Origin of the sequence: Nocardia sp. GTS18 (genome assembly GCF_013839555.1) — a bacterium.
Classification (GTDB): Bacteria; Actinomycetota; Actinomycetes; order Mycobacteriales; family Mycobacteriaceae; genus Nocardia; species Nocardia rosealba.
The window spans coordinates 1-25,562 of record NZ_JACBIU010000053.1 but is presented as its reverse complement, the minus strand read 5'-3'; the positions used below and the strand labels follow the sequence as shown (position 1 = coordinate 25,562).

Here is a 25,562-nt window from a genome sequence, read left to right as displayed (position 1 = left end):
TGTTACGGCGGTTATAGCGGTGGGGAAACGCCCGGTCCCATTCCGAACCCGGAAGCTAAGGCCACCTGCGCCGATGGTACTGCACTCGACAGGGTGTGGGAGAGTAGGACACCGCCGGACAATCATTCACGAAAGCCCTCTGACTACGGTCAGGGGGCTTTCGTCGTTTCTGGACCAGGAACCACCCTCTGAGCTGGGCGTCTACAGCGCTCGTTGCTTGATTGTTATCGCAGACAACAAATCCTTTGCTCAATCCGCTGTGCAATCGGACGGGCTCGAATAAGTTGTCGAGCACAACATTCGCTCCAGCTCGTCCGCCCAGCGGGCGGTGGTTCCACGAAAGGCCCACCCTCATGCGTCAGGGGATCTTCGGCATCGCGGCCGTCTCGATCGCACTTCTCACCTCGGTCACCGCCTGCGGTGGTGACGACAGCAGCTCCAGCTCCGGCAGCGGCGCCAAGATCGGCGTGATCCTGCCCGACAGCAAGACCTCGGCGCGGTGGGAGACGGCGGATCGCAAGTATCTGCAGCAGGCGTTCGACGAGGCCGGGATCAAGGCCGACATCCAGAACGCGCAGGGCGACAAGAACGCCTTCCAGACCATCGCCGACCAGATGATCACCAACGGCGCCTCGGTGCTGATGATCACCAACCTCGACAGCGGCACCGGCAAGGCCGTGATCCAGAAGGCCAAGGCCCAAGGTGTCACCGTCATCGACTACGACCGGCTCACGCTGGGCGGCGGTGCGCCCTATTACGTCTCGTTCGACAACGTGAAGGTCGGCGAGCTGATGGGCAATGGCCTGGCCAAGTGTCTGACCGACAAGCAGGCTGTGAAGCCGGTCGTCGCGTATCTCAACGGCGGTCCGACCGACAACAACGCGACCCTGTTCAAGAACGGCTACGACGGTGCCCTGGCGCCGAAGTTCGCCGCGGGCGAGCTGGTGAAGGGGCCGGACCAGGCCGTGCCGGAGTGGGACAACACCAAGGCGGGCACCATCTTCGAGCAGATGCTCACCGGCACGCCGAACCTCGGTGGTGTCGTGGCGGCGAACGACGGGCTGGCCAACGCGGCCATCGCGGTGCTGAAGAAGCAGAAGCTGAACGGGCAGGTGCCGGTGACCGGCCAGGACGCGACCGTGCAGGGGCTGCAGAACGTGCTCGCCGGCGATCAGTGCATGACCGTCTACAAGGCGATCAAGCTCGAGGCCGCCGCGGGCGCGAAGCTTGCGATCGCGCTGGCCAAGGGGGAGAAGGGCGAGGCGAACAGCACCGTCGATGATCCCGAGTCGAAGACGAAGGTGCCTGCGGTGCTGCTGGAGCCGAAGGCGATCTTCAAGAACAATGTCAATGACGTGGTCGCCGACGGATTCGTCGACAAGACCGAGCTGTGCGCGGGTGAGTTCGCCAAGCTCTGTGCCGACAACGGCGTGCGCTGATGGATACCCCGGTCATCGAATTACGCGGTATCGACAAGAGTTTCGGCCCCGTCCATGTCTTGCACACGGTTGATTTCTCGGTCTACCCAGGCGAGGTGACCGCGCTGGTCGGCGACAACGGTGCCGGCAAATCGACCCTGGTCAAATGCATCGGCGGCACACATCCGATCGATGCGGGCGAGATCGTGTTCGAGGGCGAACCGGTGCAGATCGGCAACCCGCGCGACGCCGCCGAACTCGGCATCGAGATCGTGTATCAGGACCTTGCGCTCTGCGACAACCTCGACATCGTGCAGAACATGTTTCTCGGCCGCGAACGCAAGCACGGCATCGTGCTCGACGAATACGGCATGGAGGAACTGGCCGGACGAACCCTGGCCGGGCTGTCGGTGCGGACCGTCAAGTCGGTGCGGCAGAAGGTGGCGAGCCTGTCGGGTGGTCAGCGTCAGACCGTCGCCATCGCCAAAGCGGTGCTGTGGAACAGCAAGGTGGTGATCCTGGACGAACCGACCGCCGCACTCGGCGTCGCCCAGACCCAGCAGGTGCTGGAACTGGTGCGCCGCCTGGCGGACAAAGGTCTTGCGGTGGTGCTGATCTCGCACAACATGAACGACGTGTTCGCGGTCTCCGACCGGATCGCGGCGTTGTACCTGGGTCGGATGGCCGCGCAGGTCCGGACGACCGATGTAACTCATTCACAGGTGGTCGAGCTGATCACCTCCGGTCGCAGCGGCAGTCTCGGGGTGAAGGCATGAGCACGACGGTGACGGAGAAGAGCGCGGCCGCGACGGCTCCGGCCAGCGAACTGGTGAGCTCTTACGTCGGGCGGCTGCGCAGTGGGAACATGGGCGCGTTGCCGTCGGTGATCGCGCTCGTGGTGCTGTCGGTGGTTTTCTGGATCGCGCGGCCGGTGTTCATGACGCAGGGCAATATCGCGAATCTGTTCACCCAGGGCGCGGCGATCGCGGTGATCGCCATGGGGTTGATCTTCGTGCTGTTGCTCGGCGAGATCGACCTGTCGGCCGGGTTCACCAGTGGTGTGTGCGCGGCGGTGCTCGCGGTGCTGCTCACCGACAAGGGCTGGCCGTGGTATTCGGCGGTGCTCGTCGCGCTGCTCACCGGTGTGGTGATCGGGCTGGCTATCGGGGCGATCGTGGTGAAGATCGGGGTGCCCTCGTTCGTGGTGACCCTCGCGGCGTTCCTGGCGCTGCAGGGTGTGGCGCTCAAGATCATGGACAACGGGCGCAATATCTCCATCCACGACGAGACGATCCTCGCCATCGCGAACAAGAACGTGCCGCCGCTGCTCGGCTGGGCGATGTACGCGGTGCTGCTTGCCGGGTTCGGGTTCGTGCAGTACCGGAAGCTGCGGGCGCGTACTCAGCTCGGGCTCACCGGCGAGAGTGCGGCGGTGGTGACGCTGCGGATCGCGGCGGTGGCGGTGGTCGCCGGTGTCGCAGTGGCGATCCTCAACGACGAACGCAGCCGCAATCCCGAGGTCAACTCGTTGCAGGGCATGCCGATCGTGGTACCGATCATCGTGGCGTTGCTGCTGCTGTGGACCTTCGTGCTCAACCGCACCTCGTTCGGGCGGCACATCTACGCGGTGGGCGGCAACGTGGAAGCGGCTCGGCGCGCGGGCATTCCGGTCGACCGGATCAAGATCAGTGCCTTCGTGCTCTGCTCGACGATGGCCGCGGTCGGCGGTTTGATCGCCGCGTCGAGAGCCAACTCGGTCGATCCCAACACCGGTGGATCCGATGTGCTGCTGACGGCGGTCGGTGCGGCGGTGATCGGTGGCACCAGCCTGTTCGGTGGTCGCGGCCGCATGCTCGACGCGGTGCTCGGTGCCGCGGTGGTGGCGGTCATCAACAACGGGATGGGCCTGATGGGCTACAGCGCGGGCACGAAATTCGTTGTGACAGGATTTGTTCTGCTGCTCGCGGCGGGGGTGGACGCGCTGTCGCGCAAGCGTTCGCTGCCAGGAAGTTGACCGACGACGGGGAAGGGAGGGCCGGATGAAAGCAGCACCCTCCCCGGACGAGATCCGCCGCCGGAATCTCGCGGTGCTGCTGCGCCACGTCCACGTGAGCGGGCCGTTGTCGCGGGCGGAGCTCGCCGAGCGAATGGGCTTGAACCGCAGCACGATCCTCGCCCTGACCACCGACCTCGCCGCCGCGGGGTTGGTGCGGGAGGAATTGCCGGGACAGACAGGGAAAGCGGGGCGCCCGTCGCTGGTGGTACGCCCCGAATCCGACCGGGTCTATGTCCTCGCACTGGACGTGGGTGCCGATCGGCTCGCGGTGGCGCGGGTCGGTTTGGGTGGCGCGATCCTCGATCGGTGCGAAATGCCGCGTGACACAGGCACTTTCGATCCCGATGAGGTGATCGCCGAACTGGCGAGGATGACGGAATCGATGATGGACGCGGCGCATAAGGGTGCGGTGTGCGTCGGTGTGGGGCTCGCGTTCTGCGGGATGGTGCGCGAGCGGGACGGAGTCGTGCGGTACGGGCCGAATATCGGCTGGGTCGATGTGCCGGTCGGGGCGTTGCTGTCCGAAAGGCTGGGTGTGCCTGTGGCAGTGGGCAACAACGCCAATCTCGGCGCGATCGCCGAACGTGAACGCGGTGTGGGGACGGGAGTGCGCGACCTGATCTACCTGCACGGTGAGGTCGGGATCGGCGGCGGCGTCATCATGGGTGGAGAACTGCTCGGTGGCGAAGGCGGGTACGGCGGCGAGGTCGGGCACATGATCGTGAATCCCGGCGGCCGGGCTTGCCGATGCGGCTCGCGGGGCTGTCTGGAAGCCGAGGCCGGTGAGCTCGCCCTGATCGCGGCGGCCGGTCGCAGCGATCTGACCGGCCGGGCGGCGGTCGCGGCGATCGTCGACGCGGCGGCGCGCGGTGACGCCGATGCCCGCGACGCACTGCACCAGGTGGGGGACTGGCTCGGGTACGGGGTGGCCAATCTGGTCAACGTGTTCAACCCGACCATGGTGGTGTTCGGTGGGGTCCTGCGCGAGATCTACCTGGCCGCCGCGGCGCAGGTGCGCAGCCGGTTGGCGGTTAACGGGCTGCTCGCGGTCCGCGAGCGGGTCCGGTTGCGTACCTCCGCGCTCGCCGACGACGCCCCGCTCGTCGGCGCCGCCGAACTGGCCTTCGCCGAGCTGCTCACCGATCCGTTGCAGACCCTGGCCCGCGCGCAAACGCCTGACCTGCGTGCGAGCACCGAGTAGATTTGCCGATATGCCAAGTGACCTGCAGCTGAAGATCATGAACGGTGTTCACCGTGCCCTGCTCACCGTCACCGGTGGGCGGATCGGCAAGACCGTGATGGGGATGCCGTCGCTCGAACTCACCACGATCGGACGCAAGTCGGGTCAGCCGCGTTCGGTGATGCTCACGGCTCCGATTCTGGAGGAAGACCGGATCGTCGTCGTCGCCTCGCGCGGCGGCGATCCCACCCATCCCGCCTGGTTCCTCAACCTGCGCGACAACCCCGAGGTCGAGGTGGCCGTGCAGAGCGGTCCGCGCACGCCGATGATCGCCCGCGTCGCGACGGAAGCCGAACGAGCAGACCTGTGGCCGCAGGTCGTCGCGACGTACAAGGGATACGGCGACTACCAGACCAAGACCACCCGCGAGATCCCGCTGGTCCTGCTCACCCCGCGCTGACCGGTCAGCGAACCGCGTCGTCGGCGCGTGGGACCACGGTCGAGGCGGGCACCAGGTTCCAGGCCTCCAATTGCTTGCGGATCTGCTCGGCGGCGTCGATGTTGAGCGGTCCGCTCGTCCACAGGGCGTAGGGCAGGTTGAAGAAGCGACTCTGCCGCACCGCACGCAGGTTGTTGATGCCGGGCTTGCCGCGCAGCAGGTCGACCTTCTGCGCGTAGGTCTGGCCGGGGTAGTCGACGAACATGATGGCGTCGGGGTCGGCGGCGGCCAGGCGCTCCCAGGAGACCTTGGTCCAGGTGTCGGCGACGTCGTCGAGGATGTTGCGGGCGCCCGCCGCCTCCAGGATCGCCTGAGGCGCACCGAATTTCCCGCTCGAGTAGATGGTGTCGGTGCCGCTGTCGAAGAGGAAGACGGTGGGAGCCTTCGCCGGTTTCGGAGCGGCCGCCAGGGCCGCCAGCCTGGTGTCGAGATCGGCGGTGACTTCGCTCGCGCGGGCGGTGCGGCCGGTGATGACACCGAGATCGGTGAGGTCGGTACGCAACGCCGTCCACGGCTCGACGGTGCCGCGTGCGGCGCCCCCGTCGGCCTGGCGACAGCTCTCGGTGAGTACGTAGGCGGCTATGCCGTCCTTGCGCAAGGAGGCGGGGGTGAGGTTGCTCGCCTCGTCGTAGCCGTAGCTCCAACCGGCGAGCATCACGTCGGGGCGTTGGGCGAGAACCGTTTCGCGCGAAGGGTATTCGGGGGCGACATCGTTGAGGCCGTCGACGATCTCGGCGCCGTAGTGGGCACGCAGGGTGGCCGCGTCACGTTTGACGCTGGAGACCGCCGCCACCTGATCCTGGGCACCCAGTGCCAATACCATGGAGATGAGATTGCCGTCGTTGACGAACATGCGCTGCGCGGGTGCCGGAAAACGGGTCTCCACACCGCAATTGCGCACCGTCACGGCGGTCGCGGATTCGGCGGACGTTCCGGCGCACGCCGCGAGTACGGCGGCGAGTGCGGTGGTGGCCAGGATCCGGCCGAGGTTCGTGTTCATCGTCGTGCCTCTCGCGGGGTGATCAACAGGTGGTCCTCGCCGGTGACCGGATGCCGGACCCGGTTGGCGTCGACACCGAACACCTCGGCGACGACGGCGGGGGAGAGCGCTTCGGCCGGCGGTGCGGGCGGGCGCGCGCATCCCTTGTGCAGCACGATGATCCGATCGCAATAGCGATCCGCCAGCGACAGGTCGTGCAGAGCGGCCACCACCGTGCGGCGCAGACCGCGGACCAGGGTGAGCAATTCGAGCTGATGGGTGACATCGAGATGGTTGGTCGGCTCGTCGAGCAGCAGGACGGGGGTGTTCTGGACGAGTGCGCGGGCCAGCAGGACCCGTTGACGTTCGCCACCGGAGAGCCGGCGCACCGGTCGTCCGGCGAAGCCGTGCAGGTCGACCGACGCCAAAGCCTGTGTCACCCGCTGTTGTTCGCGTGGTGCGTCCAGACCCCACGGCGGCAGGTATGGGGTGAGCCCCAGCGCCACGACCTCACCGACCAGCATGTCATCGGGTGGTATCTCGTCCTGGGCCACCAGCGCGACGGTCGCGGCACGGCGGCGGGGCCGCAGATCGTGCAGGACCTGGTCGTCGACGAGTACCCGGCCGGAACGGGGCCGGTGCACACCGGACAAGGTGCGCAGCAGCGTGGTTTTGCCGCTGCCGTTGGGTCCGACGATGCCGACGGTCTCGCCCGGCTCGATCGTGAAATCCACCTCCGCGAGAACAGTGCGCCGGCCGATGGCGCAGGCGAGCTCGCGCGCGTGGAGTCTGCCGTGTTCGAGAGGCGGCGGCTCGGGGGAACTCATGAGGTGCCGAATCGGTAGCGGCGTCTGCCCATCAGCAACAGGAAAGTGGGGGCGCCGATGAGGCCGGTGAGGACACCGACCGGAATCTCGGTGGGGCGCACCAGCACCCGGGTGGCGGCATCGGCGACGACGAGGAACAGCGCCCCGCACAGCGCGCAGGCGGGCAACAGATCGCGATGCCGTGGGCCGACGATCATGCGCGCGGCATGCGGTACGACCAAGCCGACGAAACCGATCCCACCCGACACCGCGACCAGCACACCGACGAGCACGGCGAGCAGCACGAACAACCCGATCCGCAGGCCGGTCACCGGAACCCCGAGCGAGGAGGCGGTGTCGGCGCCGAGGGTGAGGGCGTCGAGCCAGCCCGCGATCGCGACCAGGATCGTGGCACAGAGCGCGACGACGGTCAGTGGGAGGGCCAGGGTCGACCAATCGGCGCCCGCGAGGCTGCCGAGCAACCAGAACAGCACCGATTCGGCGGCGGCGGGATCGGTGCTGCGGAACACCAGGTAGCTGCTGCACGCGGCGAAGGCCGAGCCGAGCACGGTACCGGTGAGCACCAGCCGCAACGGGGTGAGCCCGCCCTGCGCCAGGGCGATGAGGAACACGAGGGTCGCCGCACCGAAAGCGCCGGCCAGCGCGCCGCCGGACAGCGCCCACATGCCGGCACCCGCGAACAGGCCGGAGGTGATGACGGCCGCCGCGCCGACGGCCGCGCCGGAGGATACGCCGAGCAGGTAGGGGTCGGCGAGCGGGTTGCGAACCAGGGTCTGCATCGCGGCGCCCGCCACCGCGAGACCGGCACCGACCACGGCGGCGAGGATGGTGCGCGGGACGCGGAGCTGCCAGACGATGGTGTCGATACCGGGGTCGGTGGGGGTGGTTCCGGTGAGCCGGCCGCCGAGGGTGTCGAGCACTGCGCGCACCGGAACGGTCTCCGCGCCGAAGCCGGTGGCGGCGATCATGGCGACCACCAGCAACACCGCGAGCACGGGTAGGGCGAGCGAGATCCGTGCACGGATCATCGCGGAATCTCCAGAGGCAAGGCGCGGCCCTTTCAGAGGGTGCCCGGCGAGGGAGGTCTGACTTTCGCCGTGAGGCGATCACAGTGGCGCGACCGTCCCGGAATTGCACCGGATTCCCGCACCCACCGGGGATGACCCACCGACTGTAGCGCGGCACCGGGTGCCGGCACAGCGCCGGGTTCGGCTCACGGTAAGGCAAAGGGTGTTCGCCGGTTTGTCCGGTTGCTTGAATCCGGGTATGTACCGACCGAACACCTCTGCGCACGGCCTGCGTGGCCGCGTCACCGCCGCGTTCCTCGCGGTGGCCACCGCCGCGACTCTCGGCCTGACCGGATGCGCGGGCGGTGACGACAAGCCGCTCGGCACCCCCGACGCGCCGCTGCCCATCGAGGTTCCGCCGGGCACCACCCTCGTGGTCGCCGACCAGCAGGAGCGGTTGCAGAACGCGCTTCGGCTCTCGGGCGAGCTGGACAAGCTGCCGTTCAAGATCGAGTTCGCGAACTTCGTCGGCGGGCCCGCGATCCTGGAGGCCTTCCGGGCCGGGGCGGCCGATGTGGGCCAGGTCGGTGACGTACCGCCGATCCACGCACTCGCGGCGGGACAGGACGTACCGATCGTCGGCTCCTACCAGACCAACCCGCAGGCGCTGAAACTCGCTGTCGCTCCGGGTTTGTCGATCACGAAGCTCACGGACCTGAAGGGGCGCAAGATCGCCTACGCCGAGGGCACCGCCCAGCAGGCGGCGGTGTTGAAAGCTCTGAGCAAGGCGGGTCTGAAAACCGGTGACGTGCAACTGATCCGGTTGCAGCTCGCGGAGTTCCTGGACGCGGTGCGCACCGGGCAGGTCGATGTGGCGCCGCTGATCGAACCGAATGTGACCAGGTTGCTGCGCACTCCCGGCACGTCGCTGATTCCGGATTCGGAGACGAGCGGCATCTACAGCGGGCTCGCCTATGTGTACGCGCGGCGCGCTGTGGTGCAGGATCCGGCGAAAGCGGCCGCGACCCGGGCCCTGGTCGGCGCGTTCGTGCGGGCCTGGCACTGGACCAACACCCACAGCGCGGAATGGGCCGACGCCTATTACGTGCGCAACCAGAAGGTGAGCTCAGACGACGCGCGGCGGATCGTGGAATCGCTCGGCACCTATACATTCCCGCACCTGGACCAGCAGTTGGTCGCGCGTCAGCAGAGCACGATCGACGCGATCGACGCCGCCGGTGAATTGCCGAAGAAGATCACCGCCGCAGACGGTTTCGACCTGCGGTTCGACGCGGCGGTCACCGAAGCCGTCACCGCCAGCGGCGCAGCCTTCGCCCCGGCGGTGAGCTGATGGCGACCCTCGAAGCCGGTGTGTTGCGGCGCGTGCGGGCACACCGGACCGGCGAACCCGAATTGGCTCCGCGCGGACGCGGGAAGCGAAGGCTCGGCCCCGGCAAGCCCATTCCGTTCGGTTTCGCGCTCGGTCCGGCGCTGCTCGTCGGCGCGTGGGTCGCCGGATCGGCCACTGGTGCACTGGATCCCGAGACCCTGCCCGCGCCGTGGACGGTCGCGCGGACGGCGGGGGAGCTGATCGCGGACGGGCGACTGCAGTCCAATCTGCTCACCTCGCTGCAACGGGCGGCGATCGGGCTGGTGCTCGGTGTGGTGATCGGGGTGGTGCTGGCACTGATCGCCGGGTTGAGCCGGACCGGGGAGGCGCTGGTCGACGGCCCCGTACAGATCAAGCGCGCCATTCCGACGTTGGCGCTGATCCCGCTGTTCATCGTGTGGTTCGGGATCGGCGAGGAGATGAAGCTGATCGTCATCACGACCAGCGTGCTGATCCCGATCTACCTCAATACCCACGCGTACCTGCGCGGTGTGGACGCGCGTTATGTGGAGCTGGCCGAGACGGTCGGGCTGTCGCGGTGGGGATTCCTGCGCCGCGTCGCACTGCCCGGGTCGCTGCCCGGCTTCTTCCTCGGGCTGCGGCTCGCGGTGACGATCTCGTGGCTGGCGCTGGTTGTCGTCGAACAGGTGAACGCGACCAGCGGCATCGGATACCTGATGACCCAGGCGCGCACCTATGGGCAGATCGACGTGATCGTCGTCGGCCTGGTGATCTACGGACTTCTCGGACTCTTCGGCGACCTCGCCGTGCGGACAACAGAACGGAAGGTGCTGGCATGGCGACAGACGCTGGGCGACTGATCGAGCACGACGACCGCGCGGTGGTGCGGACCAGGGGCCTCACCCGCGGCTTCGGGCAGCGAGTCATATTGCGGGGTATAGATATTGCGATCCGTCGCGGAGAATTCGTGGCGTTGCTGGGGCGCAGCGGGTCGGGTAAGAGCACACTGTTGCGCGCCCTGGCCGAACTCGACGGACAGGTACCGGGCTCCGGAGAGCTCACCGTTCCCGGACGGCGCGCGGTGGTGTTCCAGGATTCGCGGCTGCTGCCCTGGGCGCGGGTGCTCGACAACGTGGTGCTCGGACTCACCGGCCGCGACGCCGCCGAGCGCGGGCGGTCCGCGCTGGCCGAGGTGGGCCTCGGTCGACGTGAGAAAGCTTGGCCCCGTGAACTTTCCGGTGGTGAACAGCAGCGGGTGGCGCTGGCCCGATCGCTGGTGCGTGAGCCCGAACTGTTGCTGGCCGACGAACCGTTCGGCGCGCTCGACGCCCTCACCAGGATCCGCATGCACACGCTGCTGCAGGCGCTGTGCGCACGACACCAGCCCGCTGTGTTGCTGGTGACCCATGACGTGGACGAGGCACTGCTGCTGGCCGACCGGGTACTGGTCCTCGACGAGGGCCGCATCGCCATCGATCAGCGCATCGACATCGCCCGACCGCGCAGGCACGCCCACCCCGAATTCATCCGGTTGCGCGAGGTGCTGCTGGCCGGGCTCGGCGTGGACACCACCGACCTCGAGACAGTGAAGCAGGCATCGTGAACGCACCACGGCAATTGAGTCTGAACGCCTTCATCTACCCGTCCGGTCATCACGAGGCCGCGTGGCGGCATCCCGACAGCCGGCCGGACCGCATCTACGACGTGACCTACTACCAGGAGATCGGGCGCACCGCGGAGGCGGCGAAGCTGGACGCGGTGTTCTTCGCCGACGGACCCGCCCTGCGCACCGATGTGCGCCACAATGCCGCGCCGGGGCTCGAACCGATCACGCTGCTCACCGCGATCGCGTCCGCCACCACGCATCTGGGGCTCATCGCGACGGCGTCGACCACGTACTACGAGCCGTACAACCTCGCGCGGCTGTTCTCCTCGCTCGACCACATCTCGGGTGGTCGCGCGGGCTGGAACATCGTCACCACCGGAACCGACGTGGCGGCAGCCAATTTCGGTCTCGACCGGCATCCCGATCATCGTGAGCGGTACGCCAGGGCGCGGGAATTCGTCGACGCGGTGGTCGCGCTGTGGGACAGCTGGGAGGACGACGCGATCGTGCTCGACCGGGCGGCGGGTATCTACGCCGACGCGGACAAGATCCATCCGATCGATTTCGTCGGTGAATACCTGCGTGTGCGTGGACCTTTCAATTCGGCACGGACACCACAGGGGCGTCCGGTGCTGGTGCAGGCCGGTGCCTCCAACGAGGGCCGCGCGTTCGCCGGCCGGTACGCCGAGGCGATTTTCACGGCGCACCAGCGCCTTTCGGACGCGCAGGCCTTCTACGCCGATATCAAGGCCAAGGCTGCCGAGTACGGGCGCGACGCCGAGCAGGTGCGGATTCTGCCGGGCATCAGCCCGTTCATCGCCGACACCGAGTCCGCCGCGCGCCGTCTGGAGCGTGAGTTCAACGAGCTCACCGTGCCGGAATACGGGTTGAAGCAACTGGAATCGATCACCGGAACGTCGCTGCGCGGGTACGCGCTGGACGAGGTGGTGCCGGTGGAGGTCTTCGCCGGGGCGGGCGATGTCACCGACAACGCCCGCAGCAGGTTGCAGGTGGTGGCCGGAATCGTCGAGCGCGAACGACCGACGCTGCGCGGCTTGCTGCACCGGCTGGCCGGTGCGCGTGGGCACCGGGTGATCGCCGGAACCCCCGAGCAGATCGCCGACACCATCGAGGAATGGTTCACCCACGGCGCGGCCGACGGATTCAATGTGATGCCGCCCTGGTACCCCGGCGGACTCGAGGTGTTCACCTCGACGGTGGTGCCGATCCTGCAGGAGCGCGGCCTGTTCCGCACCGAGTACTCGGGAACGACGTTGCGCGACCACTTCGGACTCGCCCGGCCCGCGAGCCGATTCGCGCCCGAACCGGTGAGTGTCGGATGAGCGACGAAAGTTGTTGTCCGGCTCGTAGCAATGGTTCGGTTGCCGGGTGGTGATGCTCGACGATTCTCCCGTTCGGCTGCGCACGCTCGTCCTGCCGGTCTTCGCGCCGATGGTGTTGTACGGAGTCGGGACCGGTGCCGCGGCGCCGATGTACGCGCTGCGGGCGCTCGATCTCGGTGCCTCGGCGGGCGCGGCCGGGTTGATCGTCGCGTTGAGCGGGCTCGGCATGGTTCTCACGGATCTGCCCGCCGGACGGATCGTCGCGCGGATCGGGGAGCGGGCCGCGATCGGGGTGGGCAGCGGGCTCGGTCTGATCGGTGTGCTCGCGGCGATCCTCGCACCGAATCTCGGTGTGCTTGCGGTGGGTCTGCTGCTCATCGGCGCGGCGGGCGCGGTGTGGGGGCTGGCGCGACAGACCTATCTGGTCTCGGTGGTCGCACCGGAACAGCGTGGGCGGGCCATGTCGACGTTGGCCGGTGCGCACCGGTTGGGCTTCTTCTGCGGGCCGTTCCTCGGTGCGGCACTGGTACACGGGTTCGGGCCGATCGGGGCACTGTGGTTGCAGTTGGTGACCACCGTGGTGGCGGCCGCGGCGATGCTGACGATCGGGTCGGGTGCGCCGGACGAGCCGTCGTTGCGGCCGCTGCACACGGTGGTCTCCGAAAACCGCAGGGCACTCGGCACTCTCGGCCTCGCGGCGGTCGCGGTCGGGGCGGCGCGCGCGTCGCGATCGGCGCTGCTGCCGCTGTGGGCGGTGCATCTCGGTATCGATGCCGCGACGACGAGTCTGCTGTTCGGGCTGGCGGGCGCGATCGACGTACTCATGTCCTACCCGGCCGGGGTGTGGCTGGACCGAGCGGGCAGCCGCGTCACCGGCGTCGCCTGCGGAATCTGCTTCGCCGCCGGTTACGCGGCACTGCCTTTCACCTATTCGGTGCTCACCATGGGTGCGGCCACCATGCTGCTGGGCCTGGCGAACGGGCTGAGCAACGGTCTCATCATGACCGTCGGGGCGTTCGCCGCCCCACCGGACCGGCGCGCCGAATTCCTCGGCGCTTGGCGGCTGACACACGACGCCGGGATGTTCGCGGGGCCGGTCGCGGTCGGGGTGGTAGGCGCATTCGCTGGACTGTCCGCCGCCGGTGGGCTACTCGCGGTCACTCTCGGGCTCGGGTCGGTCGCGATGTACCGGTGGTTTCCCGGGCCGATTTCGCGTACCGGCGGCTGACCGGGAAACCCTGCGGCTCGAAGCTGTCGGCTATCGAGCCGGTGGCCGCCACCCGGGATCGCGACCGGTGACACCGAGGACGCGGTCGATCAGCGGGGCATCGGGGGAGACCGGCACTTCGGGCCCGTAGATTCCCATGTCGCGCCCTTGCTCGGCGGTGGCGGCGGTTTCGGCGTAGACGTCCGCGAGGAGATCGTCGTCCCACGACACCGGCGTGCCGAGCGCTCGGGACAGGTCCCAGCCGTGCACGATCAGCTCGCCGACGACCATCCCGCCGATCATCGCGGAGGGCAGTTCCGTCGGGCCACCCATGTGGGTGACGCCCTCCCACACCGCGGGGTCACGCCAGATGGTGGCGAGTTCGTCGAGCTGTGTGTCGAGGGCGGCCGCCCAGTCTCCGGTGACCAGGTCGACGTCGGATTCGGCAGCGGCAGGCGGCGGAACACTTTCCTTACGACCCGCCCCGATCAGCGACGGGCCCCAGAACAACAGGTGATTGAGCAGAGCACGCACATCGAACTCGGCACATGGTGTCGGCGCGGTCAGCTGATCCGGTGTGACAGTACGGATGATCTTCGTCAACGGCACCGCAGCGCGGGCCACACGTTGGTTCTCGGACATACGGCGAGCCAACCACCGGCCGCCCACCCGTGTCTTGAACAAACGCGACATACACTCCCGGCGTGCAACGCGACCCACGGGGACTCGGCGGTGCGTGGCGGACCTCGCAACGCCACACGTTCACCGAGCCGCCGACCGAACTGGCGGGATATGTGGAACGGTTCTGGGCGGTCGCCTGGAATTACGAGCGGCCCTACCGCCAGTTGGTCGTGCCGCTGCCCAATGTCCACCTCACCTGTCGGGACGGACGCGCCGAACTGCACGGCCCGTCGTCCTCCCACGTGTATCGCGAGCTCGCCGGCGTCGGCTGCGTGTTCGGGGTCGCCTTCCGGCCGGGGATGTTCCGGCCGTTCCTCGGCGCATCCGTCGCGTCGTTGCGCGACCGGACGATCGACGCCACAACAGTTTTCGGACCCAGCGTGACAAGTCTCACGGATCCCGCAGCGGCCTGCCGCTTCCTCGAAGCCCGGCTGCCCGCGCCTGATTCCCGCGCCGAACTCGCGGCACGCGTGGTGGCCGGGATCGCCGCCGACCCCACGGTGACCAGGGTCGACGAGGTGGCTGATCGGTTCGGGACCACGGTGCGCGGGCTGCAGCGGCTGTTCGCGGAGTACGTCGGAATCGGTCCGAAATGGGTGATTCGGCGCTATCGGCTGCGGGAGATCACCGAGCGCCTCGAGTCCGGGGACGAGGTCGACTGGGCGGGGCTGGCCGCCGACCTCGGATACGCCGACCAAGCCCACCTCAGCCGGGATTTCCGCACCGTTTTCGGGGAGCCACCGACGGGTTACGCGCAGCGGTACGACGGTTTCGGCGGCTGACGATCGTCGGGCCGGGGCCGCGGCGGGCGCCCCTACAGTGGAGATATGTCGACGTTCGAGCGGCATCCGTCCACCGTCGCGGACTACGACGACGCGCGACGGCGGGCACGGCTGCGTGAAACCCGGATAGGTACCCGGCGCTGGGGGCGCGCCCGGCTGATGGCGATGCGAACGGTCGGGGTGGTCCTCGTCGGGCTCATCGCGTTCGCCCAGTACTGGAAGTACGACGTGATGCCCGAGCGGGCACGGCTCGAACAGACCGCACCCGACCTGCTGCCGGTGTCGTTGCCCGCCGACTCCCGGGATTGGGACACCGCGGTGGTCGATCTGGTCGGTCTCGGTGGGGTGAACGCCGTCCCGACCGCGTCGGCGCTGCCCGTACTGAACCAGCTCGGTGTGGTGTGGGCGGTGCGGTACGACGACGCCGGTATCGATACCAAGGTCATCGCCGACATGATCGTGCGCGCCGCCCGCTACGGCGCCGTGCGCAATATCGTGCTCGTTGGGCACAGCATGGGCGGGGTGGTCGCGCTCGAGGTGGCCCGCCACATCCACCTGGGCAGCGACCGGCGATTGGTCGGGGTGGTTCTCGACTGCACCCCGATCGACCTCCACGCTGTTCGCCCCGAAAGCCGCAGTCGTGGAGCGGAACTGCTGCGCTGGACCGGCTGGCTACCGGGTGCGCGGGAGAGCAGGCTGCTGCGCTTCACCGTCGAAACGGCCGCCAGGCGCGAACGTTTCACCGTGCCCGGTGCCCCGCTGCCCGGAATCGACTTCGGTGAACTGCGCGAGGTGGCCGAAGAAGTGTTGCGCGACAAGATCTTCTCCGAGAACGCGGCGAGCAACGGCCTGATCGAATCGCAGTTCCTGGCCATCGTCGCGGGCGGTGGCGCCGCCGATCTGCGGGCGCTGGCTCGCCCCAACCCTGACCGTGAACGTCCGGCCATCGTGTTCATCCGCCCCCGCGACGCCGCTCGCGACGACGTAGTCGACGTCGAGTCCTCGCATCGGGTGCTCACCGAGCACGCGGGCGGGCCCGGCGGCAACTTGCTCGTGGTGCGGGCGAACGGAACCGGTCACGCGAACCCGATCCAGCGTCCGCGCGAATACAACGCCGCGCTCGAGTCGCAGGTGCTGCCGTTCCTGTTCCGCTATCAGCAGGCGGTCCGCGACCGCCGCTGAGGAATCAGCGAACCCGGGAACCGAGGATGGTGCGCACCCCGGCGATGAACAACTGCAGGCCGAAGTCGAATCGTGCGGTGGCGTCCGGTGTCTCGAACAGGGGAGTGTTGTCGGCGGGCAGGGCGCCGACCGAGTCCATCTGCATGCGCGACTGTTCGTCGACGGTCTGGCCGAGTACGTAGTAGAGCAGGGTGTAGGCCGTGAGTTCGGCTTCCTCCCTCGTCATGCCTGCCCGGATCACGATGCCCGCCAGTCGTTCTCGCGCCTTGCTCGTGGTCAACCGCGACGCGTAGGTCGCCGAGACCAGTTCGGCACCGTCACGGTAGGCGAGCAGGCAGTCGCGCAGCCGATGCGCGAGCTCGGTGAGCTGCTCGGGCCACTCGGTGGCGGCGATCGGCTCGTCCATGGGTGCGAGGATCCGGTCGGCCACCGCACCGAGCAGCGACTGCTTGTCCTTGACGTGCCAGTACAGCGCTCCCGGCTGCACCTGCAGCGACCCGGCCAACCTGCGCATCGTCAGATCGGCGAGCCCGTACTGATCCAGAATCGTCACCGCGGCATCGACCACGTCCGTCTTCCGCAGCTGCACAGGTGTCCTTCCGCCGATTCGCGACCCGAGTGTCGTGACTCACTACTTCCCGCTACCCTATCCTGAACACCGTTCAAGTTGCACGGCCACCACCATCACCAGCGGCGCGTGCACGCCCCCGACGAAGGGACATCACGTCGTGACGCAGGCACCCGTCCGTACCGACATTCTCGCCATCGCCCGTGAGCAGGTGCTCGAGCGCGGCGTCGGCCTCACCGAGGAACAGACCGTCGAGGTGCTGCGCCTGGGCGACGACCAGCTCGAAGCGCTGCTCGAGCTGGCCCACGAGGTCCGCATGAAGTGGTGCGGGCCCGAGGTCGAGGTCGAGGGCATCATCAGCCTCAAGACCGGCGGCTGCCCCGAGGACTGCCACTTCTGCTCGCAGTCGGGCCTGTTCCAGTCGCCCGTGCGCGCCGCCTGGCTCGACATCCCCAGCCTCGTCGAGGCCGCCAAGCAGACCGCCAAGACCGGCGCCACCGAGTTCTGCATCGTCGCCGCCGTGCGAGGCCCCGACGAGCGGCTGATGGCACAGGTCGCCGCCGGTGTGGAGGCGATCCGCAACGAGGTCGACATCCAGGTGGCCTGCTCGCTCGGCATGCTCAACCAGGAGCAGGTCGACCAGCTCGCCGCCATGGGCGTGCACCGCTACAACCACAACCTCGAGACCGCCAAGTCGCACTTCCCGAAGGTCGTCACCACCCACACCTACGAGGAGCGCTGGGACACCCTGCGCATGGTGCGCGAAGCAGGCATGGAGGTGTGCTGCGGTGGCATCCTCGGCATGGGCGAGAGCATCGAGCAGCGCGCCGAATTCGCCGCCCAGCTCGCCTCGCTCGAACCCGACGAGGTGCCTCTGAACTTCCTCAACCCCCGCCCCGGCACCCCCTTCGGCGACCTCGAGGTGCTGCCGGCCGCCGACGCGCTGCGCGCCATCGCCGCGTTCCGGCTCGCGCTGCCGCGCACCATCCTGCGGTTCGCGGGTGGTCGTGAGATCACCCTCGGCGACCTCGGCGCCAAGCAGGGCATGCTCGGCGGCATCAACGCGGTGATCGTCGGCAACTACCTGACCACCCTCGGCCGCCCCGCCGAATCCGACCTCGACCTGCTCGGCGAACTGAAGATGCCGATCAAGGCGCTCAACGAAACGCTGTAAATCGCTGTGTACGATCGGGAATCGACCAGGGCCGACACGGCGACCGAGGAGGTGACCGCCATGGACGAACGCTACAACCCGTTCACGGGCAAGCGGATCGTGCCAGGACTCGACGACGCGATGCCCGCGGCCGCCGCGCTCGGGCTGGAACCGCCACGGTTCTGCGAGCAGTGCGGGCGCCGGATGGTCGTGCAGATCAGCCCCGACGGCTGGTGGGCCAAGTGCTCGCGGCACGGCGTCACCGAATCGGCCCAGCTGGAACGCCGGTAGTGGTGGACGCGGTGAGCGAGCCACGGCCGCAGGTGCTGCGCCGCGAGGTGATCGGCGTCGGTGCCGTCATCGTCGCGGTTCTCGCGGTGAGTGCCGCCGCCGGTGTGGTGTGGGGTCTGCTCGCGCCGACCGAACGGTTGCGGGTGACCCAGCCCGGCCGGGCCGCGGTGCTCACCGGGGAGAGCATGCATGTGTTCGACGCCGTCGGCATGTTCCTGTGTATCGGTGCGGCGGTGGCGGTGCTCACCACGATCGCGGCGTGGCGGGTACGGATCGTGCGTGGGCCCGCGCTCGTGCTCGGACTGCTGTTCGCCTCGTCGCTCGGTGCGGCGATCATGATGTGGATGGGGGAATGGGTTGCGGGCCTGCGGTATCCGCGTCCCGATGACCCGCCCGTCGGTCAGATCATCGCCCTGCCCGCCGAAATCGGTACGGACATGGCGCTGCTCGTGCAACCGTTCCTCGCCGCGCTCGTGCTGCTGTTCCTCGCCGCCCTGCATCCCGCCGCCGACCTCGGGTCGGGCGCGGCGGGACTGCTCGGCGATCTGCGACCCGCCGATTTCGACGACGACGAGGACTATCGCCTGCCCTACGGAGCCGAACAGTATCGGCCCAGCGGCGATTTCGACCCGAGTTCGCAACCTCGCGGCTGAGCCTCCCCACCGCGCTACCATCGGCATATCGGCAGGTAGAGAGACTGCGCGCGGCTCGAGAGGAGCAGTCGTGGCATTCATCGGTTCTGGTCCCGTCGTCGAGGGGATCGATGCGAAATTCTGGCGGCTCACCGAGCCGCTCACCTATCGAGGAGCGGTCGAGACCTTCACCGTGCCCGCGGGATTTCGCACCGACTTCGCCTCGGTGCCCCGTGCGCTCGTGTGGCTCATTCCCCGCTATGGCGCCTACACCCGCGCGGCGATCCTGCACGACTATCTGTGCCGCACAGGCGAAGTCGGGCCGGCGGACGCCGACGGGCTGTTCCGGCGCAGCCTTCGGGAAGCCGGTGTTTCGGTTCCGCGACGCTGGATGATGTGGGCCGCAGTGCGATTCGGTTCGCGCCTGCGTGGGGCGACGGCGGGCGATGTTCTCGGCTGGTTCCTGATCGCGGTGCCCTCGGTGCTGTTCCTCGCCGTCCCGGTCGTGGTGGTGACCACCGCACTCGTGGTGTTCTGGTTCGTGGAGCTGCTCTTCTGGGCGGTCGGCCGCGTCGCCACCCGCAGCGAGGTTCCGCCGCCCGCGCCCCAGATGAAAACGGCCTGACCCTTATCCGTGCGGGCCGGAAAATCGGTGGAATCCGTCGGATCCACTGCCTACCCTGGGGACGACGAATTTCGGGGAGGACCTGGACATGAAGACCGAAGACGAACAGGCGCCCGCCGAGCGGCCCGATCTGGCAGCCTGGCGCAAGCGCCACGCGCTGCGCAGTTCGTCCGCGGCGACCGCGGTGCCGAGTGGCCGCACCTATCGACGCTCCACCAAGCACCGTGATCGGCGCTACGACTCCTGACGGCTACGCGGATTCGCGGGTCAGCACCACTAGTGGCAGTGGCTTGTCCACCTTGGACTGGTAGTCGGCGAGCAGGGGGTTCTCGGTGAGTGCCCAGGCGGCGAACTCGTCGTACCGCTCGCCGGTGAGCACGTCGGCCTTCGCCGGGAACTTCTCCCCGCCGAGCTCGATCGTCACACTCGGGTTCGCCTTGGCGTTGTGGTACCAGGCCGGGTATCGGTCCTCGATGAACGACGACACGTACAGCACATCTCCCCGATACAGCGCGCCGAGCGGAACCACATGGGGCTTACCGCTTTTCGCGCCCGTGGTCGTGAGCAGCAGCAGGGTGGCGCCCGCGTAGTCACCGCCCACCTGGCCACCGTTCTCCCGGAATTCGGTGATGACGCCGTCGTTCCAGCCGGTCATCTCCTCGACCGAGAACTCCTTGTTCCAAGGGGCATCCGGATCGTCGTAGGAGGTGACTTTTTTCGTATCCGCCGCGTTGTTGTCCATGCGAGCAGTGTGACAGCGACCACCGACAAGTTCGGGCCGTCGACGGCGTCCGTCGAGGTCAGGTGGGTGGGCGGAGGGCGGCGAATTCGTCGGTGACGCGTAGGCCCGAGTCGGTGAAGCGGTAGAGGGCGGCCGGGCGGCCACCTGCGCGGCCGGAGGGGGCCGTGGCGCCGGTGGGGGTGATGACCTTGCGGCGGGTGAGGACGCGCTGGAGGTTGGTGGTGTCGACGTCGTATCCGAGTGCAGCGCAGTAGATTTCGCGCAGCGTCGACATGGTGAAGGTGTCGGGAGCCAAGGCGAAGGCGATGTTGGTGTAGGAGAGTTTGGCGGCCAGGCGGGTGCGGGCGTGGTCGACGACGGTGCGGTGGTCGAAGGACATGTCCGGCAGATCCGACACCGGGTGCCAGGTGGTGTCGGCGGGTAGTTCGGGTTCCGTGGTCAACGGGACGAGCCCGAGGTAGGCCGAGGCGATGCGGCGTGGGGCGGGCACCCGGTCGGGGGCGCTGAACACCGACAGCTGCTCGAGGTGGGCCAGTTCGCGCACGTCGACCTTCTCGGCGAGCTGGCGCCTGGCCGAGGTGTCGAGATCCTCGTCGTCGCGCAGCCTGCCACCGGGCAGCGACCACGTTCCCTTCTGCGGATCGAGCGCGCGTTCCCACAGCAAGACCGCCAGCTCGGGGTGCTTACCGTTTCTACCTGCGGAAACGTCGGAGCCGAAGCGGCGAACCTGGAACACCGCGGTGAGCGATTCGTGGATGGTGTTACTATGGGGCACGTTTTCGATTCTAAGTCGAAAACCTGGTTTGGTGCGAATCGTGGCGCGGATGCCGCTCGCACGAGGAAGGGAGCCACCATGGCGACGACGACTACGCAGCCGACGCTGATGGGTTCGGTCTTCGACGGACCCGGCGGATACGCGGGTGTCGAAGCGACGCCGGAGTGGGCGAAGGAGGTGCGGCGGCTGGCGCGTGAGCGCAACGCCACCATCCTGGCGCACAACTACCAGCTGCCCGAGATCCAGGACGTGGCCGACCACGTCGGCGACTCGCTCGCCCTGTCGCGGATCGCGGCCGAGGCGCCGGAGGACACCATCGTGTTCTGCGGCGTGCACTTCATGGCCGAGACCGCCAAGATTCTCAGCCCGGCCAAGACCGTGCTCATCCCGGATCAGCGGGCGGGCTGCTCGCTGGCCGACTCCATCTCCGCCGAGGAACTGCGCGCCTGGAAGGCCGAGCACCCGGGCGCGATGGTGGTGTCGTACGTGAACACCACGGCCGAGGTGAAGGCGCTCACCGACATCTGCTGCACGTCGTCCAACGCCGTCGACGTGGTCGCCTCGATCGATCCGGACACCGAGGTGCTGTTCCTGCCCGACCAGTTCCTCGGTGCGCACGTCAAGCGGGTGACCGGCCGCGAGAACATGCACATCTGGGCCGGTGAGTGCCACGTGCACGCGGGCATCAACGGTGACGAACTCACCGAGCAGGCCCGCACCCACCCCGATGCCGAACTGTTCGTGCACCCGGAGTGCGGCTGCGCCACCTCGGCGCTCTACCTCGCGGGTGAGGGCGCGTTCCCGGCCGAGCGGGTGCACATCCTCTCGACCGGCGGCATGATCGACGCGGCCAAGGCGTCCACGTCGAACCAGGTGCTGGTGGCGACCGAGGTCGGCATGCTGCACCAGCTTCGCAAGGCCGCGCCCGGCATCGACTTCCAGGCCGTGAACGACCGCGCCTCCTGCAAGTACATGAAGATGATCACCCCCGCCGCGCTGCTGCGCTGCCTGGTGGAGAACGCCGACGAGGTGCACGTCGACCCGGCGATGGCCGAGGCCGGTCGCGCGTCGGTGCAGCGGATGATCGCGATCGGCAATCCCGGCGGTGGGGAGTGATCTCCCCCGCGCGATCGAGCGGATAGACGATCATGAACGTCTCGTGGGAGGCCGAGGCCGACTTGGTGGTGATCGGCGGCGGCGTCGCCGGTCTCACCGCGGCTCGCACCGCCTCGCTGCGCGGGCTGCGGGTGCTCACCCTCAGCAAGGGCGGCCCCACCGACACCTCGACCCAGTACGCGCAGGGCGGCATCGCGGTCGTCGCACCGCGAGGTGATTCGGTCGACTCGCATGTACACGACACGGTCGAGGCCGGTGCCGGGCTGTGCGATGTCGACGCGGTGCGCTCGATCGTCGAGGGCGGTCAGGCGGCGATCGCGGCGCTGACCGACCTGGGCGCGGTCTTCGACCTCGGCCGTGACGGGCAGATCTCGCGGACCCGCGAGGGTGGGCACAGCACGCGGCGCATCATTCACGCCGGCGGCGACGCCACCGGCGCGGAGGTGCAGCGGGCCCTCAATGCCGCCGGGCTGCCGGTGCTCTTCGGTGCCGCCGCGCTGCGTGTGGTGACCGGCCCGGAGGGCGTGTGTGGTGTTGTCGCCGTGTCGGACAACGGTTTCGGTGTGGTGCACACACCCTCGGTGCTGCTGGCCACCGGCGGGCTCGGGCAGCTCTACGCCGCGAGCACCAATCCGCCCGGAGCCACCGGTGACGGTGTGGCGCTGGCGCTGTGGGCGGGAGCGGCGGTGGCCGATCTCGAATTCGTGCAGTTCCATCCGACGGTGCTCTTCACACCGGGTGGGGTCGGGCGGCGGCCGCTGATCAGTGAGGCCGTGCGCGGCGAGGGCGCGAAACTCGTTGATTCCCACGGTGATTCGGTGACCGCCGGGGTGCATCCTCGCGGTGACCTCGCACCGCGTGACGTGGTTTCGCGGGCGATCGCGGCGCGGATGCGGGCGCTCGGTACCGATCACGTGTTCCTCGACGCGCGTCATCTCCCCGGTTTCGCCCAGCGGTTCCCGACGATCACCGCGTCCTGTCTGGCCGCGGGTATCGACCCAGCCCAACAGCTGATTCCGGTCGCGCCTGCCGCGCATTACCAGTGCGGCGGCGTATCGACCGATACGTATGGGCGCACGGGAGTACCCGGGTTGTACGCGGCGGGCGAGGTCGCCAGGACCGGGCTGCACGGGGCGAACCGGTTGGCGTCCAACAGTCTGCTCGAGGGGCTCGTCGTCGGTGAACGTGCGGGCGCGTCTGCCGTCGAACGCCTTGGCGTGCGGACCCGGGTTACGGAGATCGGTTCGTGGACAGCCGAATTCGCTGAGCGGGCGGTTGTGCAGCAGGCGATGACCGAACATGCCTCCGTGGTCCGCGACGGGGACGGTCTGGCGCAAGCCCTCGAGCGCATCGAGGCGGCGATCGGGACTGTGACGGTGCCGGATCCCGTTGCCGGTGACGTGCGGCTGCCCGCTTCCGACGTGGTGTCGGTACCCGGTGCAGCCGGGCTGACCGACTCTCGCGGGGTGATGCAGTCCGAGCCCGGTGTGGCTTTCGGGGACGCCGGTCGGTGTGGTCCCGGTCAGCAGGTGGGCGAATCCGCGTCCGTGTGGGCGCGACATCTGCGGTATGTCGAGGACGCGGCGTTGACCGTCACCGCTCGGGCGCTGTTGCGTGCGGCGGCGGCGCGCGCCGAGAGCCGAGGGTGTCACACCCGCACGGACCACCCGGATGCGGTCGACGGCCGGCGGCACAGCACGATGGTGCGCCTCGATCCGCGCGGTGGTTTCGATGTGTCGGCTATGCCGGCAGCTACTGCGGTGGTTTGCGTGCGATGAGCGTCGTCGGCAGTTCCGGTGGCAACCGGAGTGCGGGGAGGTCGTCGACGGTCTCGCGCAGGCCGATCCCGTCGATGGCCCCTCGCCGGCGGCCGCTCACATGGGCGGCGCGGCGAAACCTGTAGTACCCGATGAACTGTGGTGAGGCGACGACCTCCCGCTCGACCCGGCGCGAGGTGCGCCCCGAGAACAGGAGTGCAGCAATGACTCTCGATGCCGCGTTGGACCAGGACGAACTGCTGGCACTGATCCGCACCGCCCTCGACGAGGATCTGCGATACGGACCCGATGTCACCACGATGGCGACCGTGCCTGCCGACGCCGTGAGCAAGGCGTCGGTGGTTTCGCGACAGCACGGCACCGTGGCGGGCATCGATGCCGGGCTGCTCGTGCTCGACGAAGTGCTCGGCGCGGGCACCTACGAGATCACCGGCCGAGTGGCCGACGGAACCCGCGTGGAACCGGGGACCAGCGTGCTGAGCGTCGTCGCGCCGACGCGCGGTCTGCTCACCGCCGAGCGGACGATGCTCAACCTGGTCTGCCACCTGTCCGGCATCGCCACCGCCACCGCGGCCTGGGTGGACTCGGTGGAGGGCACAGGGTGCCAGATCCGCGACAGCCGCAAAACCCTGCCCGGCCTGCGCGCACTGCAGAAGTACGCCGTGCGCGTGGGTGGGGGAGTCAACCACCGCATGGGACTCGGCGATGCCGCGCTCATCAAGGACAACCATGTCGTGGCGGCGGGTTCGGTCGTCGACGCACTGCGCGCGGTCCGGGAACTGGCACCCGACATCGCCTGCGAGGTCGAGGTCGACAGTCTCGAACAGCTCGACGCCGTCCTGGCCGAGAACGTGGAACTCGTCCTGCTCGACAACTTCCCCCTCTGGCAGACCCAGGCCGCCGTCCAGCGCCGCGACGCGACCGCCCCCGACACGAAGCTCGAGTCCTCGGGCGGCCTCTCCCTCGACCAGGCCGCCGACTACGCGAGCACCGGCGTCGACTACCTCGCCATCGGCGCCCTCACCCACTCGGTCCGCGTCCTCGACCTCGGCTTGGACATGTGAGCTGTCGGCCGACTACGGCCGCTTCGGTGCGGCTGTGAACCGCGACGATCGCTCACAACTGCGCCCAGGGACTGCGTTCGGCCGCAGCGTGCCACCACGCCGGTGGCGCCGGGGGCACGGGTCGCGACTCGGGCTGGTCGGGATGTAGGCCCAGTGGTCGAAGGGCTTCGCTGCGGACGGATACGCAGACCGAACAGCCGAAACGACCGTCGCGGTGTTGGACTCGTGGGAGGTCGACGCGGATCTCGTCGGCGGCGAAGGGCATCCAGTCGATCCCGCGGTCGCGTAGTCAACCGCGCAATGCGCTGATCGGGCGCTGTGAGCCTGTGACGGCGTCGTAACTCAGTAGGGGAATCCACTCGGGTTCGACAGGTGTCATCCGACCATTGTGACCGACGTGCGGAGACCGGTCAGGCCGTGAGTTCGCGTTGGAGTGGGGTGCGGAAGCGGGGGATGGCGCGGGTGGTGCCGAACCAGGTGGTGGTGCGGTCGATTTCGGTGTCGATGAGTTTTCGGGTTTCGGGGGAGACGTCTTCCAGGAGGCGGGTGACTACTTCGCCGTCGGGGCGTTGGGCCCAGCCGCCGACGATGCGGCCGTCGGCCCAGATGGAGGGGCCGATGTTGCCGTTGGTGTCGAAGAGGGCGGGGGCGTGGGGGCCGAGGAACCAGGCGCGGGACTGCCAGCCCATGGGGGTGGGGT

The 25,562-nt window shown here is 68.5% G+C and carries 28 protein-coding genes, 1 rRNA gene and 1 riboswitch; of the genes, 21 read left to right on the top strand and 8 right to left on the bottom strand.

From position 1 onward, the window contains the following. Window positions 1-3: 3 nt before the first annotated feature. The 6 genes from rrf (at window position 4) to HYG95_RS23915 (ending at window position 5,114) form a co-directional block, all read left to right on the top strand. Window positions 4-120 (top strand): 5S ribosomal RNA (gene rrf, locus HYG95_RS23940). A 233-nt stretch (window positions 121-353) separates the two neighbouring features. Continuing rightward, on the top strand, window positions 354-1,439 hold the full coding sequence (locus tag HYG95_RS23935; RefSeq protein ID WP_181701268.1) for a sugar ABC transporter substrate-binding protein: 1,086 nt from the start codon (window positions 354-356) through the stop codon (window positions 1,437-1,439). After that, window positions 1,439-2,194 (top strand): ATP-binding cassette domain-containing protein, encoded by a 756-nt coding sequence (locus HYG95_RS23930; protein WP_220139773.1) that lies wholly within the window; start codon window positions 1,439-1,441, stop codon window positions 2,192-2,194. The genes HYG95_RS23935 and HYG95_RS23930 overlap by 1 nt, the downstream gene beginning before the upstream one ends. Then, a complete protein-coding gene (locus HYG95_RS23925; protein WP_181701266.1) occupies window positions 2,191-3,432 on the top strand; it encodes a sugar ABC transporter permease in 1,242 nt (413 codons plus the stop codon). Before HYG95_RS23930 ends, HYG95_RS23925 begins: the two co-directional genes overlap by 4 nt. Before the next feature lie 25 nt (window positions 3,433-3,457). Beyond that, on the top strand, window positions 3,458-4,675 hold the full coding sequence (locus HYG95_RS23920) for an ROK family transcriptional regulator (RefSeq protein WP_181701264.1): 1,218 nt from the start codon (window positions 3,458-3,460) through the stop codon (window positions 4,673-4,675). Between the two features lie 10 nt (window positions 4,676-4,685). Beyond that, on the top strand, window positions 4,686-5,114 hold the full coding sequence (locus HYG95_RS23915) for a nitroreductase family deazaflavin-dependent oxidoreductase (RefSeq protein ID WP_181701262.1): 429 nt from the start codon (window positions 4,686-4,688) through the stop codon (window positions 5,112-5,114). 4 nt (window positions 5,115-5,118) lie between these two features. Here the strand turns inward: HYG95_RS23915 and HYG95_RS23910 are convergent, their stop codons facing one another. From HYG95_RS23910 to HYG95_RS23900, 3 genes are read right to left on the bottom strand one after another with little or no spacing between them, the layout of a single operon-like run. Further along, a complete protein-coding gene (locus tag HYG95_RS23910) occupies window positions 5,119-6,153 on the bottom strand; it encodes an ABC transporter substrate-binding protein (RefSeq protein ID WP_181701260.1) in 1,035 nt (344 codons plus the stop codon). After that, window positions 6,150-6,959, bottom strand: coding sequence for an ABC transporter ATP-binding protein (locus tag HYG95_RS23905; RefSeq protein WP_181701258.1), 810 nt, complete (start codon window positions 6,957-6,959; stop codon window positions 6,150-6,152). Before HYG95_RS23905 ends, HYG95_RS23910 begins: the two co-directional genes overlap by 4 nt. Then, window positions 6,956-7,987, bottom strand: a complete 1,032-nt coding sequence (locus tag HYG95_RS23900) for an iron ABC transporter permease (protein ID WP_220139772.1) — start codon at window positions 7,985-7,987, stop codon at window positions 6,956-6,958. The genes HYG95_RS23905 and HYG95_RS23900 overlap by 4 nt, the downstream gene beginning before the upstream one ends. 27 nt (window positions 7,988-8,014) lie before the next feature. After that, window positions 8,015-8,163, bottom strand: a riboswitch (cobalamin riboswitch). 62 nt (window positions 8,164-8,225) lie between these two features. Here HYG95_RS23900 and HYG95_RS23895 point away from each other — a divergent pair. Genes HYG95_RS23895 through HYG95_RS23875 form a run of 5 tightly spaced genes read left to right on the top strand, consistent with a single transcriptional unit; the run spans window position 8,226 to window position 13,494 of the window. Further along, the gene (locus tag HYG95_RS23895) at window positions 8,226-9,317 is read left to right on the top strand and encodes an ABC transporter substrate-binding protein (protein ID WP_181701256.1); all 1,092 of its coding nucleotides are present in this window, start codon (window positions 8,226-8,228) and stop codon (window positions 9,315-9,317) included. Further along, window positions 9,317-10,177 carry an ABC transporter permease gene (locus tag HYG95_RS23890; RefSeq protein WP_181701254.1) on the top strand — a complete coding sequence of 287 codons (861 nt, stop codon included), beginning with the start codon at window positions 9,317-9,319 and terminating at the stop codon, window positions 10,175-10,177. The genes HYG95_RS23895 and HYG95_RS23890 overlap by 1 nt, the downstream gene beginning before the upstream one ends. Then, on the top strand, window positions 10,153-10,920 hold the full coding sequence (locus HYG95_RS23885) for an ABC transporter ATP-binding protein (protein ID WP_181701252.1): 768 nt from the start codon (window positions 10,153-10,155) through the stop codon (window positions 10,918-10,920). Before HYG95_RS23890 ends, HYG95_RS23885 begins: the two co-directional genes overlap by 25 nt. Continuing rightward, window positions 10,914-12,266, top strand: coding sequence for an LLM class flavin-dependent oxidoreductase (locus HYG95_RS23880; RefSeq protein WP_181701270.1), 1,353 nt, complete (start codon window positions 10,914-10,916; stop codon window positions 12,264-12,266). The genes HYG95_RS23885 and HYG95_RS23880 overlap by 7 nt, the downstream gene beginning before the upstream one ends. 52 nt (window positions 12,267-12,318) lie before the next feature. Next, complete coding sequence (locus tag HYG95_RS23875; protein ID WP_181701250.1) at window positions 12,319-13,494, top strand: MFS transporter; 1,176 nt, start codon at window positions 12,319-12,321, stop codon at window positions 13,492-13,494. A gap of 30 nt (window positions 13,495-13,524) precedes the next feature. On the opposite strand, the gene HYG95_RS23870 is transcribed toward HYG95_RS23875, so the two are convergent. Then, entirely contained in the window at window positions 13,525-14,115 is a 591-nt protein-coding gene (locus HYG95_RS23870) for a TIGR03086 family metal-binding protein (RefSeq protein ID WP_181701248.1), read from the bottom strand. Window positions 14,116-14,177: 62 nt separating this feature from the next. Between HYG95_RS23870 and HYG95_RS25235 the strand changes: the two genes are divergently transcribed. Beyond that, window positions 14,178-14,936, top strand: a complete 759-nt coding sequence (locus HYG95_RS25235) for a helix-turn-helix domain-containing protein (protein ID WP_181701246.1) — start codon at window positions 14,178-14,180, stop codon at window positions 14,934-14,936. Between the two features lie 45 nt (window positions 14,937-14,981). Next, window positions 14,982-16,118: an alpha/beta fold hydrolase gene (locus HYG95_RS23860; protein ID WP_181701244.1), complete on the top strand. Its 1,137-nt coding sequence runs from the start codon at window positions 14,982-14,984 to the stop codon at window positions 16,116-16,118. Window positions 16,119-16,122: 4 nt separating this feature from the next. On the opposite strand, the gene HYG95_RS23855 is transcribed toward HYG95_RS23860, so the two are convergent. Then, on the bottom strand, window positions 16,123-16,707 hold the full coding sequence (locus tag HYG95_RS23855; protein WP_067498719.1) for a TetR/AcrR family transcriptional regulator C-terminal domain-containing protein: 585 nt from the start codon (window positions 16,705-16,707) through the stop codon (window positions 16,123-16,125). 139 nt (window positions 16,708-16,846) lie between these two features. On the opposite strand from HYG95_RS23855, the gene bioB reads away from it, so the two are divergent. The 5 genes from bioB to HYG95_RS23830 all read left to right on the top strand — a co-directional run bounded on the left by bioB (window position 16,847) and on the right by HYG95_RS23830 (window position 19,634). Next, a complete protein-coding gene (bioB, locus tag HYG95_RS23850) occupies window positions 16,847-17,860 on the top strand; it encodes a biotin synthase BioB (RefSeq protein ID WP_181701242.1) in 1,014 nt (337 codons plus the stop codon). 60 nt (window positions 17,861-17,920) lie between these two features. Next, a complete protein-coding gene (locus HYG95_RS23845) occupies window positions 17,921-18,130 on the top strand; it encodes a hypothetical protein (RefSeq protein ID WP_067498764.1) in 210 nt (69 codons plus the stop codon). 11 nt (window positions 18,131-18,141) lie between these two features. Continuing rightward, entirely contained in the window at window positions 18,142-18,783 is a 642-nt protein-coding gene (locus tag HYG95_RS23840) for a DUF2567 domain-containing protein (RefSeq protein WP_370465905.1), read from the top strand. Between the two features lie 70 nt (window positions 18,784-18,853). Next, a complete protein-coding gene (locus HYG95_RS23835; protein ID WP_181701237.1) occupies window positions 18,854-19,387 on the top strand; it encodes a DUF1353 domain-containing protein in 534 nt (177 codons plus the stop codon). A gap of 88 nt (window positions 19,388-19,475) precedes the next feature. Further along, complete coding sequence (locus HYG95_RS23830; RefSeq protein ID WP_181701236.1) at window positions 19,476-19,634, top strand: hypothetical protein; 159 nt, start codon at window positions 19,476-19,478, stop codon at window positions 19,632-19,634. Between the two features lie 3 nt (window positions 19,635-19,637). Here HYG95_RS23830 and HYG95_RS23825 read toward each other — a convergent pair whose 3' ends face one another. Next, the gene (locus HYG95_RS23825) at window positions 19,638-20,129 is read right to left on the bottom strand and encodes a nitroreductase/quinone reductase family protein (RefSeq protein ID WP_181701234.1); all 492 of its coding nucleotides are present in this window, start codon (window positions 20,127-20,129) and stop codon (window positions 19,638-19,640) included. Window positions 20,130-20,187: 58 nt separating this feature from the next. Next, complete coding sequence (locus HYG95_RS23820; RefSeq protein ID WP_181701233.1) at window positions 20,188-20,904, bottom strand: NUDIX domain-containing protein; 717 nt, start codon at window positions 20,902-20,904, stop codon at window positions 20,188-20,190. Between the two features lie 78 nt (window positions 20,905-20,982). On the opposite strand from HYG95_RS23820, the gene nadA reads away from it, so the two are divergent. The 3 genes from nadA (at window position 20,983) to nadC (ending at window position 24,862) form a co-directional block, all read left to right on the top strand. Next, the gene (nadA, locus tag HYG95_RS23815; protein WP_067498729.1) at window positions 20,983-22,020 is read left to right on the top strand and encodes a quinolinate synthase NadA; all 1,038 of its coding nucleotides are present in this window, start codon (window positions 20,983-20,985) and stop codon (window positions 22,018-22,020) included. A gap of 32 nt (window positions 22,021-22,052) precedes the next feature. Then, window positions 22,053-23,798 carry an L-aspartate oxidase gene (locus HYG95_RS23810; RefSeq protein WP_181701231.1) on the top strand — a complete coding sequence of 582 codons (1,746 nt, stop codon included), beginning with the start codon at window positions 22,053-22,055 and terminating at the stop codon, window positions 23,796-23,798. 203 nt (window positions 23,799-24,001) lie between these two features. Further along, on the top strand, window positions 24,002-24,862 hold the full coding sequence (nadC, locus tag HYG95_RS23805; protein WP_181701230.1) for a carboxylating nicotinate-nucleotide diphosphorylase: 861 nt from the start codon (window positions 24,002-24,004) through the stop codon (window positions 24,860-24,862). A gap of 410 nt (window positions 24,863-25,272) precedes the next feature. Here nadC and HYG95_RS23800 read toward each other — a convergent pair. Further along, window positions 25,273-25,562, bottom strand: a 290-nt coding sequence (locus HYG95_RS23800; protein ID WP_181701228.1) for a DNA glycosylase AlkZ-like family protein, incomplete at its 5' end; no start/stop codon positions are given.

Coding starts and splice junctions, on each gene's coding strand:
- HYG95_RS23910 (WP_181701260.1), bottom strand. CDS start 6,153: ATGAACACGAACCTCGGCCGGATCCTGGCCACCACCGCACTCGCCGCC.
- HYG95_RS23870 (WP_181701248.1), bottom strand. CDS start 14,115: ATGTCCGAGAACCAACGTGTGGCCCGCGCTGCGGTGCCGTTGACGAAG.
- HYG95_RS23875 (WP_181701250.1), top strand. CDS start 12,319: ATGCTCGACGATTCTCCCGTTCGGCTGCGCACGCTCGTCCTGCCGGTC.
- HYG95_RS23860 (WP_181701244.1), top strand. CDS start 14,982: ATGTCGACGTTCGAGCGGCATCCGTCCACCGTCGCGGACTACGACGAC.
- HYG95_RS23845 (WP_067498764.1), top strand. CDS start 17,921: ATGGACGAACGCTACAACCCGTTCACGGGCAAGCGGATCGTGCCAGGA.
- HYG95_RS23930 (WP_220139773.1), top strand. CDS start 1,439: ATGGATACCCCGGTCATCGAATTACGCGGTATCGACAAGAGTTTCGGC.
- HYG95_RS23830 (WP_181701236.1), top strand. CDS start 19,476: ATGAAGACCGAAGACGAACAGGCGCCCGCCGAGCGGCCCGATCTGGCA.
- HYG95_RS23905 (WP_181701258.1), bottom strand. CDS start 6,959: ATGAGTTCCCCCGAGCCGCCGCCTCTCGAACACGGCAGACTCCACGCG.
- HYG95_RS23925 (WP_181701266.1), top strand. CDS start 2,191: ATGAGCACGACGGTGACGGAGAAGAGCGCGGCCGCGACGGCTCCGGCC.
- nadA (WP_067498729.1), top strand. CDS start 20,983: ATGGCGACGACGACTACGCAGCCGACGCTGATGGGTTCGGTCTTCGAC.
- HYG95_RS23935 (WP_181701268.1), top strand. CDS start 354: ATGCGTCAGGGGATCTTCGGCATCGCGGCCGTCTCGATCGCACTTCTC.
- HYG95_RS23900 (WP_220139772.1), bottom strand. CDS start 7,987: ATGATCCGTGCACGGATCTCGCTCGCCCTACCCGTGCTCGCGGTGTTG.
- HYG95_RS23885 (WP_181701252.1), top strand. CDS start 10,153: ATGGCGACAGACGCTGGGCGACTGATCGAGCACGACGACCGCGCGGTG.
- HYG95_RS23825 (WP_181701234.1), bottom strand. CDS start 20,129: ATGGACAACAACGCGGCGGATACGAAAAAAGTCACCTCCTACGACGAT.
- HYG95_RS23915 (WP_181701262.1), top strand. CDS start 4,686: ATGCCAAGTGACCTGCAGCTGAAGATCATGAACGGTGTTCACCGTGCC.
- HYG95_RS23810 (WP_181701231.1), top strand. CDS start 22,053: ATGAACGTCTCGTGGGAGGCCGAGGCCGACTTGGTGGTGATCGGCGGC.
- HYG95_RS23920 (WP_181701264.1), top strand. CDS start 3,458: ATGAAAGCAGCACCCTCCCCGGACGAGATCCGCCGCCGGAATCTCGCG.
- HYG95_RS23890 (WP_181701254.1), top strand. CDS start 9,317: ATGGCGACCCTCGAAGCCGGTGTGTTGCGGCGCGTGCGGGCACACCGG.
- HYG95_RS23895 (WP_181701256.1), top strand. CDS start 8,226: ATGTACCGACCGAACACCTCTGCGCACGGCCTGCGTGGCCGCGTCACC.
- nadC (WP_181701230.1), top strand. CDS start 24,002: ATGACTCTCGATGCCGCGTTGGACCAGGACGAACTGCTGGCACTGATC.